Source organism: Streptomyces sp. NBC_00669, from assembly GCF_036226785.1.
In the GTDB taxonomy this organism is placed as follows: domain Bacteria; phylum Actinomycetota; class Actinomycetes; order Streptomycetales; family Streptomycetaceae; genus Actinacidiphila.
Genome location: NZ_CP109018.1, coordinates 4,374,715 through 4,387,483 on the forward strand (window position 1 = coordinate 4,374,715; position 12,769 = coordinate 4,387,483).

Genomic DNA, 12,769 nt, shown 5'->3' on the forward strand with positions numbered 1-12,769 from the left:
TGGCGCCTGGCGCCTGGGTCAGCCGACCTCGCCCAGCACCGACCGCAGGAAGTCGAGCTGGTGGACCACCTGGTGCTGCCCGCCGCCTTCGTGACGGTTGTACGGCCAGACCCGGATGTCCTTCGGCCCCGCGTAGTGGTTGTGGGCGGCGAAGACCGTCGAGGGAGGGCAGATGTCGTCCATCAGGCCGACCGCGAAGAGCGCGGGCGCGGTGGCGCGGGCGGCGAAGTTGACGCCGTCGAAGTAGGACAGGGTGTCGAAGACCTGCTCCACCTGGTCGCGGTGGGTGCGCAGATAGGTCCAGATCTCGCGGTAGGCGTTGCCCTCCACGACGGACAGCGCCCGCCGGTAGTGGCACAGCGACGGCTGGTCGATGACGGCGGCCCGTACCCCGTCGGCCAGTGCGGCGGCCGCGAGCGCGATGCCGCCGCCCTGGCTGCCGCCGGCCACCACCACCCGTTCCCGGTCGACCGCCGGGTGGGCGCGCGCGGCGTCCACGGCGCGGACCGCGTCGGTGAACACCCGGCGGTAGTAGTAGTCCTCCGGGCGCTGGATGCCGCGGGTGACCATGCCGGGTGAGGAGGAGCCGGCGCTGCCGTGCGGGTCGCCGGTCGCGCCGGGCTGGAGCGAGCCGCCCTGCCCGCGGGTGTCCATCAGCAGGTGGACGTAGCCGGCGGCGGGCCAGGTCAGCCACTCGTACGGGAAGCCGCGCCCGCCGCCGTAGCCGAGGTAGCCGACGACGCAGGGGCGGGGCGTGCGGGCGGCGGCGGGCACCAGCAGCCAGCCGGCCACCGGGTCGCCGCCGTACCCGGGGAAGCGCACGTCGTAGACGCGCACCTCGCTCAGCCGGGCGTCGTACGGCGTGAACTCGGCCGGGCGGTCGTGGCTGCGGGCCTCGGCGAGCGTGGTGGCCCAGAACGCGTCGAAGTCCGGCGGCTCCTGACGGTCCGGCAGGTAGCGGCGCAGTTCGTCGAGCGGCAGGTCGGTCTCGGGCACGGGGCTGTCCTCCTCCGTGGGGCGGGGTCGGGGTGCGGCAGGGCGTCAGGACCGGGGGGCCACCCGGTGGGCGCCTTCCAGCGTGAGGCTGTCCGGGGCGGTGACCTCGGCGCGCCCGTCGGCGTCGAGCCGTACCGAGAGCGGGGCGCCGGCCACCCGCAGTCCGCTGACGTGCAGCGGGCCGAACGCACCGGCGGCGGGGTCGATCCGCAGCCGGCCGCCGGGCACGTCGGCCGACAGCCCGAGCGCGGCCTGGAGCAGCAGCACGCCGGCGGCGGCCGACCACGCCTGGGGGCGGCAGGCGGCGGGGTAGGGGGCGGGGGCCTCGTCGTAGCCGCTGCCGTGCCCGCCGTACAGCTCGGGCAGGCGGGCCTCGAAGCCGACCGAGGCGGCGACGATGCCCTTGGCCAGCGGTACCGCCTGGGCCGGGAAGCCGGCCCTGACCAGGCCGTGCACCGCTATCGCCGTGTCGTGCGGCCACACCGAACCGACGTGGTAGCCAAGCGGGTTGAAGCCGGCGTTGCGGCTGCTGAGGGTGCGCACTCCGAAGCCGCAGTCGAGGTCGGGCCCGGCCAGCCGGTCGGCGAGCAGCGCGCTCTCCTCGTGGTCCAGCAGCCCGGTGCCGAGCAGGTGCCCGAAGGCGGAGGTGGCGGAGTCGACCGGGCGCTTGTCCACGTCGAGCGCGACCGCCGGGTAGCTGCCGAGCGCGTCGGAGACCCAGAAGCTCTCCCGGAAGCGGCGCCGGACGGTGGCCGCCCACTCCTCCCAGCGGTCCGCGCCGGGCCGGTCGAAGGCGCGCAGCAGGGCGGCGCCGGCGAGGGCGGCCTCGTAGGCGTACGCCTGGACCTCGCACAGGGCGATGGGCGGCGCGGCGAGCCGTCCGTCGCGCCAGCGGATGGAGTCGCCGGAGTCCTTCCAGCCCTGGTTGGCCAGGCCGCTGCCGGTGCTGTCGACGTACTCCAGCAGGCCGTCGCCGTCCGCGTCGCCGTAGCGGGCCAGCCACTCCAGCCCGGCCTCGGCGTGCGGCAGCAGCTCGGCGACCTCGGCGGCGGGCATGCCCCAGCGCCACGCGTCGTGCAGCAGCGTGATCCACAGCGGGGTGGCGTCCACGGTGCCGTAGTAGACGGCGGGCAGCGCGCGGGAGTCGGCCAGCCGCAGCGGCTCGCGGCGCACCTCGTGCAGGATCTTGCCGGGCTGCTCCTCGGTGTGCGGGTCGACGCGGGTGCCCTGGCGGCGGGCCAGGGTGCGCAGGGTGCCCGCGGCCAGCTCGGTGCCGAGCGGCAGCAGCATGCGGGCGGCCCAGAGCGAGTCGCGCCCGAAGAGGGTGAGGAACCAGGGGGAGCCGGCGGCGAGGAAGGTGTCGCCGGGGTGGTCGGGGTCGGTGAGCAGCAGCCGTTCCAGGTCGCCGACCGAGCGCGCCACGAGCCGGTCCAGCCGCTGGTCGGCGGAGGCGAGGCGGGGGTGCGGCCAGTCCACGCTGCCGGGGGCGGGGGCCGGGAAGGGCGCGGGCAGCGGGTCGTGCACGGTGCATTCGAGGACGGCCTGCCAGGAGGCGCCGGGGGCGAGCGCGACGCGGTAGCGCAGCTCGCCGTCCTCGGGGCGGACGGCCGGGGCGCCGGCGAGGGTGGCCGGCGCGGCACCCGGGTCCGGGTCGGTGCCGTCGGCGTCGGCTGCGGCTCCGGCGTCGGCTGAGGCTCCGGCGGGGCCCGTGAGCGGGCGAAGCACCACCCGCAGCCCGTCCTCGTCCTGCCAGATCAGACCGGTGGCCGCGGCGTCCGCGTCGTCCGCGGCGGTCTCGACGCTGTCAGGTGCGCCGGTGCCGCCGGACGTGCCGGAGTCGCCGCGGCCACCGGGGTCGTGGGGTCCGAAGTGCTCGGCGGAGGCCGCCGCCGCGGGCCAGGGCCGCGGGAAGCGGCCGCTCTTGACGTCGTCCATCCGCGCCAGGTCGGTGCCCGCGGCCACCACCATGGTCAGTGAGACGTGCAGGGCACCGGAGTTCGTGATCCGCAGCGTCTCCCGCAACCGGCCGGGCGTCAAGCGTCGGACCCGATGGAGCGTGACCGCCGGGTCGGCCGTGACCTCGCCCACACCGCGCAGCACCGCGCGGTAGCCGGTCTCGTCGGCCGCCCGCAGCGTGTGTCCGAGCGGCGCCAGCAGCACCGGCACGGCGCCCGCGTCCCCATCCGTACCGGCGCCCCCGCCCCCGTCCGCGTCCGTCTCGAAGCGCACCTCAAGGCGGGACAGCGCGCGCCGGTCACCGTGGAAGAAGCCGTCCGCGCCGCCGGCCAGATCACCGCTGCGACGGGAGAGCGCCAGGCTCGGCGCGTACACGGTCGTACAGGCGTCGTGCAGGAACGGCTGGAGCCCTTCTGCTGCACCCGCGGAAGACGGGGGTTCGGCGGCGGAGCGCCCCTGGACAGCCATGTTCACGGTGCTGTGCCTCTCGTCGTGACGACGGTTGGTCGATGGTGGGACCGATGCGTTGATCATCGTTTGGATCGATCAAATAGCACCTTACCCCTTGCCAACCAGCACCTGAAGGGGATTTTATCGTTCCATCAAACGCAGCGCTGCGTCGGTAACGTGGTGCCGCGGGGACTTCGGAGAACGAGGGAGGCCGTAGGTGGCGCGTGGCAAAGCCGCAGGTGGCAACGGGGGCAAGCCGGTAACGCTGGCCATGGTGGCGCAGCGGGCCGGGGTGTCGGCGCAGACCGTTTCCAATGCGCTGAACTCCCCCGGCCTGCTGGCCGGCGAGACCCTGGAGCGGGTCCGCCGGGCGATCGCGGACCTCGACTACCGGCCGAGCCAGGCCGCCCGCTCGCTGCGCACCCGCTCCAGCCGGCTGATCGGCTACGGCCTCGCCCCGACCCCGCCGACCATCTCCACGTTCGTGGCCGACCGCTTCCTGCACGCGCTGTCGGACTCGGCCGACCGGGCCGGTTACCGGGTGCTGCTCTTCGCCGCGCCGTTCGGTACCGAGGACGAGCAGGAGCGCTACGACCAGCTCGTGCGCGACCACTCGGTGGACGCGTTCGTGCTCAGCAACACCCACCGGGGCGACCGCCGGCCGGGCTGGCTGGCCAAGTGGGAGATCCCGTACGTGGCGTTCGGCCGCTCCTGGGCCGCCCGTGACGCCGGCGACTGGGTCGACGTCGACGGCGCGCACGGCACGTCCGAGGCGGTGGACCACCTGGTCGCCGCCGGGCACCGCCGGATCGGCCTGCTCGGCTGGCCGCGCGGTTCCGGCGTCGGCGACGACCGGGCCCGCGGCTGGCGCGAGGCGATGGAACGGCACGACCTACCGGTACGCGGCCTGCGGCGGTTCGCCGAGGACGACGCGAAGGCGGCCCAGGAGGCCGTGGCCCCGCTGCTGGACAACGGCAACGGCGTCACCGCCGTGGTCGCGGTCAGCGACACCCTCGCGCTGGGTGTCTACCGGGCGCTGCGCGAGCGCGGCCGTACCCCCGGCACCGACGTGGCCGTGGTCGGCTTCGACGACTCGCCGGCCGCCGCGCTGCTCTCGCCGAGCCTGAGCAGCCTGCACCAGCCGCTGGAGGAGGTCGGACGGGCCTGCACCCGGCTGCTGGTGAACCGGATCGAGAACCCGCGGGCCGATCCGCAACAGCTTCTGCTCGCACCGGAACTGGTGGCCCGGGAGAGTTCCGCGCCGCACCCGGGCGAGCGGTCGGAGCGGCCGGAGCCGCACCCGGACCCCCGCCCGGACGCGCACCCGGCCCCCCGCCCGGACCCGGAATGACCCCCGGCCCCGCCCCCGGGCCGGGCCCCGGGCCGGGCCCCCACCCGCTTTCGCTTTCGCACCCGCACACCGCTATCCGTACAGCCTCGGAGAGATGATGAACGTACGCAGAGCCGCCCCCGCCGCCTTGTGCGGCGCCCTCCTGCTGGCCGGTTGCTCGTCGAATTTCGGCAGCGACTCCAGCAGCAAGCAGGACAGCGGAGGTAAGCAGCACCTCACGGTGATGATCGGCTCGTCCGGTGACGCCGAGACCAACGCCGTGAAGGCGGCGGCCGCCGCCTGGGCGAAGAAGACCGGCAACACCGTCACGGTGACCCCGGCGCAGAACCTCGACCAGCAGCTCGGCCAGGCCCTGGCGGGCGGCAAGCCGCCGGACGTCTTCTACGTCGGCTCCAACACCTTCGCCAACTACGCCAAGGGCAACTCGCTGTACCCGTACGGCGACCAGCTCTCGTACCAGGACGACTTCTCCGACTCGCTGCGGAAGTCCTTCTCCTACAACGGCAAGTTCGTCTGCGCGCCCAAGGACACCTCGACGCTGGCGCTGGCGATCAACACGGACATGTGGAAGAAGGCCGGCCTGACCGCGGCCGACTACCCCACCACCTGGCCACAGCTGGAGAAGGTCGCGAAGAAGCTCACCAGCTCCAAGACGACCGGGCTGGTGGTGGACGCGTCCTACAACGAGCTGGGCGTCTTCATGAAGCAGGCCGGCGGCTGGATCACCAACCCCGGGCAGACCGCGATGACCGCCGACAGCGCCGCGAACGTCGAGGCACTGACGTACGTCAAGAAGCTGCTGAAGGAAGGTGCGCTGAAGTTCCCCAAGCAGGTCGACACCGGCTGGGGCGGCGAGGCGCTGGGCACCCAGAAGGCCGCGATGACCATCGAGGGCAACTGGCTGACCGGCGCGATGCAGTCGGACTACCCGAAGGTCGGGTACAAGGTGCTGTCGCTGCCTGACGGCCCGGCGGGCAAGGGCACGCTGTCGTTCAGCACCTGCTGGGGCGTCGCCAACAAGAGCGCCCACCACGACGCGGCGGTCGACCTGGTGAAGGCGTTCACCGCCGTGCCGCAGGAGCTGTCCTTCGCCGGCGCCTACGGCGTGCTGCCCTCCCGGACCAGCGCCCTGGCCGCGTACAGCCAGAAGTACCCCGCGAACAAGGCGTTCGCCGACGGCGCGTCCTACGGGCAGGGGCCGGTGACGATCCCCGGGTTCTCGAAGGTGCTCGCGCAGTTCGACACCGATCTGAGCGGGCTGGCCACCGCCGACCCGAAGACGATCCTGTCCAGCCTGCAGAAGAACGGCACGGCGGCGCTCAAGTCGGGCGGCTGATCCCCGACGCCGGCGGCAGCCGGCCGTAGGCGGCATCGAACGGTCCGATCGACCGGCAGCACCCGATCAGCGGGCAGTGTGAAGGGAAGGAACATGCGCAAGGAGCAGCAGGGCGGCGCGGCAGCCGTCGCACTGCCCGCGGTTCGCCGGACGGGGCCGAACGGACCGGGCGGCGAGAAGGAACCGGCCGGACCGGGAGCAGGGAAGGCGCCGGCCGGGAAGGCGGGCAGAGCGGGGAAGGCGGGCCGGACCCGGGGCAGCCTCATGAGCCGGCGACACGGCCGCTGGGGCTGGCTGTTCGTCAGCCCGATGGTGATCGTGCTCGGGCTTTTCCTGCTGCTCCCGATCCTGATGGCGCTGTGGGTCAGCCTGCTGCACTGGGACGGCCAGTCCAACCCGTTCAGCTCGGCGGCCGACTTCGTCGGCGTACGCAACTACACCGACCTGTTCGGCAGCAGCGGCGGGCTCAACCACCAGCTCTTCATGATCTCGCTGCGCAACAACCTCTACTACGTGGTGCTGGTGGTGCCGCTCCAGACCGTGCTGGCACTGGGCCTGGCGCTGGCGGTCAACAGCCGCCGGCTCAAGCGCAAGGGGCCGCTGCGCACGGCGTTCTTCTTCCCGTCCGTCACCAGCTCCATCGCGATCTCCACCGTCTTCCTCTTCCTCTTCCAGGGCAGCGGCGCGGTCAACGCGCTGCTGAAGTGGGTGGGCATCACCGGGCCCAAGTGGTTCACCGACGCGCACGGCCTGGTCTGGACGGTGCTCGGCGGGCTCGGCCTGGTCGACCCGAACAAGCCGGTGCACGCGCTCGCCGCGCACAGCGTGCTCGGGCTGTCCTGGTGGGACTGGCTGGCCGGGCCGTCCATCGCGATGTGCACGATCATCGTGCTGGCGGTGTGGACCACCTCGGGCACCTTCATGCTGATGTTCCTCGCCGCGCTCCAGGACGTGCCCGCCGAACTGGAGGAGCAGGCCCGGGTGGACGGCGCCAGCCGCTGGCAGTCGCTGCGCCACGTCACCCTGCCCGCGCTGCGCCCGGTGATCTTCCTGGTGCTCACCCTCGGGCTGATCGGCACCTGGCAGGTCTTCGACGCCGTGTACGTGATGAGCCAGGGCGCCCCCGGCAACACCACCCTCACGCCCGCCTACCTGTCGTACACCTCCGGTTTCCAGGACAGCGACTACGGCCACGCGGCCGCGATCGCGTTCATCCTGCTGGCGATCATCATGCTGATGACGCTGGTGCAGCGGGTGCTGCTGCGGGAGCGCGGTGAGCACCCGGGCCGTGCCCGCCGACTCCTCGGGAGGAACCGATGAGCATCATCCGAAGGAATCCCGAGCACGCCGAGGGTCCTGCGAACGCCCGGAACCCCGAGCACGCCGAGCGCGCCGCACCGCGGCCGCGGCGCTCGGTGAGCACCGTCCTGGTGCTGGGCGTGGCCGGGCTGCTGGGCGTGGTGTACGTCCTGCCGTTCGTGATCCAGCTCGTGACGTCGTTCAAGACCGACCCCGACGCGGCGGCCCACCCGCTGTCGCTGCTGCCCGACCCCTTCACGCTGGACTCCTACCGGCGGCTGTTCGGGTTCGGCGGGGGCGAGTCGATCCCGTTCACGCGCTGGCTGGGCAACTCCGTGCTGGTCACCGTCTTCATCACCGGCGGCCGGGTGTTCTTCGACTCCCTCGCCGGATACGCGCTGGCCCGGCTGGACTTCCGCGGCCGCAACCTGCTCTTCAACGGCCTGCTGACGGTGATGTCGGTGCCCGGCGTGGTGCTGCTCATCCCGAAGTTCCTGGTCCTCAACCAGCTGGGCATGTTCGACACCTACGCGGGCATGATCGTGCCCCTGCTGGTCGACGCCGCAGGGGTGTTCATCATGCGGCAGTTCTTCCTGTCCGTGCCCAAGGAGGTCGAGGAGGCCGCGCGGATCGACGGCGCCGGGGTCTTCCGCACCTTCTGGTCGGTGGTGCTGCCGATGGCCCGCCCGGCCCTGATCACCCTGACCATCCTCTCCTTCCAGTCGTCCTGGAACGAGTTCACCCACTTCCTCGTGGCCACCCAGTCCCCCCAGTACGAGACCCTGACCACCGGCCTGGCGCGGTTCGTCTCCGGCAGCCTCAGCGCCGGCACCCAGTACCCGCTGAAGCTCACCGCGGCCCTGCTCGCCACGATCCCGGTGGCCGTCCTGTTCTTCGTCTTCCAGCGCCACTTCGTGCGCGGCGCCAACTCCGGCTCCGTCAAGGGCTGAGCGCGGAACCGGGACCGCCCCGCCGCCATGGCCGCGCCGAGCCGCTGAGCGGCCGCGCGGCCGTCGGGACGGCGTGAGGGGCCGGCCCGACGGCGTGACGGGTCAGCCCCTCGTGGCGAAGACGCCTGCCGGGAAGGCGCCGTTCGCCACGGCCGTACGGGTCAGGCGGGCGCCGATCTCGGTGAGTCGGGCCGTGCCGGTCTCGCCGAGGTGGCGGTAGGGGTCGGCGGCCAGCCGGTCGGTGGTCTCCTCGATGTCGTGGCGCAGCGCGGTGCCCGCCGGGGTGAGGGCGTCGTCGGCGTCGAGCAGGCCGCGCTCGCGCAGCCGCTCGCAGCCGGCGGTCCACTCCTGCCGGCTCCAGCCGCGGCTGGCGCACGCGAACTCCCGGGTCATGCCCTGGCCGGTCGCGGTGTGGGTGATCAGCGCCTCGATCCCGTCGAGTCCGGCGCCGGCCAGCGCGGCGATGTGGCCGTCGCCGCGGTGCTCGCGCAGCAGCGCGGCGCAGTGCCACAACGCCAGCTGCGGCGCCTTCGGCGCGTCCAGATCGGCGTGGGCGGCGTACAGCGGGCGGCCGGGGGCGGCGCACGCCTCGGTGGCGGTCGTCGCCAGCGCGGCGGCCTCGGCGACCTCGGGGTCGTCGGCGGCGTCCTCGCCGAGCACCCGGCGCAGCGCGGCCTCCACCGCCCGCCACCGCGCGTCCAGCACGGCCGCCGGCGCGGCGGCCTGCCACGCCCGGGGGATGTGCCGGGCGATCAGCGCGCGGTTGAAGTTGTAGAAGGTGGCCGCCACGACGCCCGCGCCCACGGCGCCCATGGCCGCCGACCGGCTCGCGAGGTACGCCATACCGCCCGGTTCCAGGCCGATCGCGGTGAACTCCCGCTCCGCCTCGGGCGCGAAGTAGATCAGCGAGTGCAACGGGTTGAGCGCGCTGTTGCAGTGCCGGGCCGCAGTCAGTGTCATACGGCCATCGTAGGCACGGCGGGCGGAAAATCTACCCGCGAGTACGACTGTGGCCGGTTCCCAACTCCCGCCCGCCGAAAGGCCATGCGCGAGCCCCCACCCGAGCCCCCGTACGCCTCGTACGCCCGCGCCCCGTACGCCCCGTACGCCCGCAGCCGCAGCCGCAGCCGCAGCCGCAGCCACCGTCGACCGCCGCAACAAGGGCCGACCGCCGCGGGCTCACCCCGCGATCAGCGCCGCCACCGCGTCGGTGACCACCTTGCGCCGGCGTGCCGTCCCGCCCCCCGCCAGGCTGGCGTCGAGCTCCGGGGTGTTGGAACTCCAGAAGCCGGACAGGTGCAGCACCAGGCCGAGCAGTTCCTCCGCGCTGAACCGGGTGGGCAGCAGGCCGTCGCGCTGCGCGCCCGCGACCGCCTCGATCTTGGCGGCGTTGCTCTGCATGACCACCGGAATCGGGGCGCCGGTGCCGGACCGCTCCAGCCGGTACCAGGTCGCGAGGCGCTGCACCCACGGCCGCGCCTCGTACGAGTCGAAGAGCCGGCCCGCGTACTCGGGCAGGTCGGCCGGGTCGATCGGCACGGCGTCCACGGTCTCGCGGCACATGGCGTCGAAGACCGCGTCGAACAGGCCGTCCTTGCTGCTGAAGTAGTGGTAGATCTGCGCCTTGTTGCTCTTCGCCGCCGCGGCGATCCGGTCCACCCGGGCGCCCGCGATGCCGTACGCGGCGAACTCCTCGGTCGCCGCGCGCAGCAGCCGGCGACGGGTCGCCTCGGCATCCCTGTTCATGGCACTCAGCCTATCTACTAACCAGATAGTTGACAAAGGGCGGGTGGAGGAGTCGGATGGAGTTGCTAATCAACCGGTTAGTCAGCAACCCGTCCCGGATCGGAGCCCCGCCATGCCCTCACCGTCCGCCACCCCCTCGAACGCGAACGCCCCCTCGCACCAGTCCGCCGTCTTCCTCGTCAGCGGCGCCTCCCGCGGGCTGGGCCGGGAGATCGTGCGGGCCGCCGCGGAGGCCGGGCACCGCGTGGTGGCCGGCGTACGCACGCCGGCATCGCTGGACGACCTCGCCGAGCGCTACGGCGAGCAGATCGCCGTCGTCCCGCTGGACGTGACCGACGACACGCAGGTCCGGGCCGCCGTGCGCACCGCCGTGGACCGCTTCGGCCGGCTCGACGTGCTGGTCAACAACGCCGGGTACGCCAACGTCGGGGCCGTGGAGGACGTCGCCTTCGACGACTTCCGCGCGCAGATCGACACCAACCTCCTCGGCGTGGTCCGGCTCACCCAGGCCGCGCTGCCGGTACTGCGCGAGCAGGGGTCGGGGCACATCGTGCAGGTCTCGTCGGTCGGCGGCCGGCTGGCCACCCCGGGGCTGGCGGCCTACCAGTCCGCGAAGTGGGCGGTCGGCGGGTTCTCCTCGGTGCTGGCGGCCGAGGTCGCGCCGCTCGGCATCAAGGTCACCGTGCTCGAACCGGGCGGGATGTCCACGGAGTGGGCCGGCTCCTCGATGCGGGTCGACCCGGTCCGGCCCGCGTACGAGCCGACCGTGGGGGCGATGGCCGCCCTGCACAGCGGCGGCTCCGCGACGGCGGCGAGCGACCCGGCCAAGGTCGCCCGTCTCGTCCTCGACGTCGTCGCCCTCCCCGACCCGCCGCTGCGGCTGCTCGTGGGCGCCGACGCCTTCCGCTACGCCACCGCCGCCGGCCGCGCCCTGCTCGCCTCCGACGAGCAGCACAGGGCGCTGAGCGAGTCCACCACCTCCGACGGCGCCACCGACGCCCACCTCGACCCCCTCGGCCACGACGAGCCGCGCCCCTGATCCCCGGGCCTCGACTGGGAAGTACCCCCACCCGCCCCTGGTTTGTGCGGCCCCCTCCGCGGAAAGAGGGTCACCAACCAAGGGGCACGTGGGGCCCAGGAGGCGGCATGACGACCACCGAGCAACCGCGCGTTCCGGGTCTGGAAGTCCGCTCCATCGACTACGTGCCGCTGCGCGAACGGCACGGGAAGCTCTGGCACCTGGGCCCGCTGTGGTTCATGTCGAACGCCCAGATCGCCACCCTCGCCGTCGGCCTGATCAGCATCACCGGCGGCGGCAACCTGATCTGGTCACTGATCTCCATCGTGCTGGGCACCGCGCTCGGCACGTTCTTCATGGCGTTCCACTCCGCGCAGGGGCCGCAGCTCGGGCTGCCGCAGATGATCCAGTCCCGGCCGCAGTTCGGCTACGTCGGCGCGCTGCTGGTGTGGCTCTTCGCCTACGTGCAGTACGCCGGGTTCAACGTCTTCAACACCATCCTGGCCGGCCAGGCGATGAGCCGCACCGCGCACGGCGGGGTGAAGTGGTGGGTGGCCGGCGTGACCGTGCTCGCCCTGCTGGTCGCACTCGTCGGCTACGACGTCATCCACCGCGCCGAGCAGGTCCTCACCTACGTGTTCCTGGCGGTCTTCGGCGTCTTCACCGTCGGGGTGCTGGTGACGCTGCACTACCCGGCCGGGTCGTTCGACCTCGGCGGCTTCAGGTGGACCCCGTTCCTGGCGCAGTTCGGGGTGGTGGCGGGCTACCAGATCAGCTGGGCGATCTACGTGTCCGACTACTCCCGCTACCTGCCGCCGGGCGTCACCGTGCGCAGGACCTTCTACTGGACGTACTTCGGCTCCGCGCTCGGCGGCGCGTGGCTGATGGTGCTGGGCTCCCTGCTCGCCGCGTGGGCGGGCCAGGGCTTCGACACGATCGCCTCGATCGACGCGGCCGGCGACAAGGTCTTCGACGGCTTCGGCGCGGTGGTGCTGGTCTTCTCGGCGCTCGGCCTGGTCTCGGTCACCGCGCTGAACATGTACGGCGGTTCGCTGACGCTGATCAGCGCGGCCGACTCGATCCGCAAGGTCCGCCCGACGATCAGCGCCCGGCTGCTGACCCTCGCCTTCACCGCGGCCCTGTCGCTGGCCGGCGCGCTCGCCGCGACCTCGCACTTCCTGACGAACTTCAACAACTTCCTGCTGCTGGTGCTCTACCTGTTCATCCCGTGGACCGCGGTGAACCTGATGGACTACTACGTGGTGCGGCGCGGGCACTACGCCATCGCGGAGATCTTCAAGCCGCACGGCATATACGGACGTTGGGGCTGGCGCGGGATCATCGCGTACCTGGTGGGCTTCGGCGCGATGGTGCCGTTCTTCTCGGTGGGCACGCTCTTCACCGGGCCCGCCGCGAAGGCGCTGAACGGCGCGGACATCTCCTTGTTCATCGGGCTGCCCGTGTCGGGACTGCTGTACTGGTGGCTGGCCCGCACCATCGACGTGGCCGCGGAGATCGAACTCGCCGACGCCGAGGCCGCGTCGCTGGAGACGGCCGGGACGGGGTGAGAACGGGGGCGGCGCCCGGGCCGCGGCACCGGATGTGATGACCGCATCATCCGACGTCAACCGGCCGTTCGGCGTGCGGATGGCGCCCGCACCACCGCC

10 protein-coding genes are annotated in these 12,769 nt (G+C 72.9%); 6 read left to right on the top strand and 4 right to left on the bottom strand.

Going from position 1 to position 12,769, the window contains the following annotated elements; genetic code table 11:
- Nucleotides 1–18: 18 nt before the first annotated feature.
- Both OG896_RS18050 and OG896_RS18055 read right to left on the bottom strand, forming a co-directional pair.
- Nucleotides 19–996, bottom strand: a complete 978-nt coding sequence (locus OG896_RS18050) for an acetylxylan esterase (protein WP_329366698.1) — start codon at nucleotides 994–996, stop codon at nucleotides 19–21.
- Nucleotides 997–1,041: 45 nt separating this feature from the next.
- Nucleotides 1,042–3,420: a glycogen debranching N-terminal domain-containing protein gene (locus OG896_RS18055; protein ID WP_329366700.1), complete on the bottom strand. Its 2,379-nt coding sequence runs from the start codon at nucleotides 3,418–3,420 to the stop codon at nucleotides 1,042–1,044.
- Between the two features lie 199 nt (nucleotides 3,421–3,619).
- Here OG896_RS18055 and OG896_RS18060 point away from each other — a divergent pair, with 199 nt between their 5' ends.
- The 4 genes from OG896_RS18060 (at nucleotide 3,620) to OG896_RS18075 (ending at nucleotide 8,338) form a co-directional block, all read left to right on the top strand.
- Complete coding sequence (locus tag OG896_RS18060) at nucleotides 3,620–4,753, top strand: LacI family DNA-binding transcriptional regulator (protein WP_329366702.1); 1,134 nt, start codon at nucleotides 3,620–3,622, stop codon at nucleotides 4,751–4,753.
- Nucleotides 4,754–4,850: 97 nt separating this feature from the next.
- Nucleotides 4,851–6,089 (top strand): sugar ABC transporter substrate-binding protein, encoded by a 1,239-nt coding sequence (locus OG896_RS18065; protein ID WP_329366705.1) that lies wholly within the window; start codon nucleotides 4,851–4,853, stop codon nucleotides 6,087–6,089.
- A gap of 264 nt (nucleotides 6,090–6,353) precedes the next feature.
- Complete coding sequence (locus OG896_RS18070) at nucleotides 6,354–7,409, top strand: carbohydrate ABC transporter permease (RefSeq protein WP_329366707.1); 1,056 nt, start codon at nucleotides 6,354–6,356, stop codon at nucleotides 7,407–7,409.
- Nucleotides 7,406–8,338 carry a carbohydrate ABC transporter permease gene (locus OG896_RS18075; RefSeq protein ID WP_329366709.1) on the top strand — a complete coding sequence of 311 codons (933 nt, stop codon included), beginning with the start codon at nucleotides 7,406–7,408 and terminating at the stop codon, nucleotides 8,336–8,338. Before OG896_RS18070 ends, OG896_RS18075 begins: the two co-directional genes overlap by 4 nt.
- A gap of 102 nt (nucleotides 8,339–8,440) precedes the next feature.
- Here the strand turns inward: OG896_RS18075 and OG896_RS18080 are convergent, their stop codons facing one another.
- Entirely contained in the window at nucleotides 8,441–9,298 is an 858-nt protein-coding gene (locus tag OG896_RS18080) for an SCO6745 family protein (protein WP_329366711.1), read from the bottom strand.
- Between the two features lie 219 nt (nucleotides 9,299–9,517).
- Nucleotides 9,518–10,084, bottom strand: coding sequence for a TetR family transcriptional regulator (locus tag OG896_RS18085; RefSeq protein ID WP_329366713.1), 567 nt, complete (start codon nucleotides 10,082–10,084; stop codon nucleotides 9,518–9,520).
- A gap of 112 nt (nucleotides 10,085–10,196) precedes the next feature.
- On the opposite strand from OG896_RS18085, the gene OG896_RS18090 reads away from it, so the two are divergent.
- Nucleotides 10,197–11,123 (top strand): SDR family NAD(P)-dependent oxidoreductase, encoded by a 927-nt coding sequence (locus OG896_RS18090; protein WP_329366715.1) that lies wholly within the window; start codon nucleotides 10,197–10,199, stop codon nucleotides 11,121–11,123.
- A gap of 107 nt (nucleotides 11,124–11,230) precedes the next feature.
- Nucleotides 11,231–12,670 carry a purine-cytosine permease family protein gene (locus tag OG896_RS18095; RefSeq protein ID WP_329366717.1) on the top strand — a complete coding sequence of 480 codons (1,440 nt, stop codon included), beginning with the start codon at nucleotides 11,231–11,233 and terminating at the stop codon, nucleotides 12,668–12,670.
- The last annotated feature ends 99 nt before the right edge of the window (nucleotides 12,671–12,769 follow it).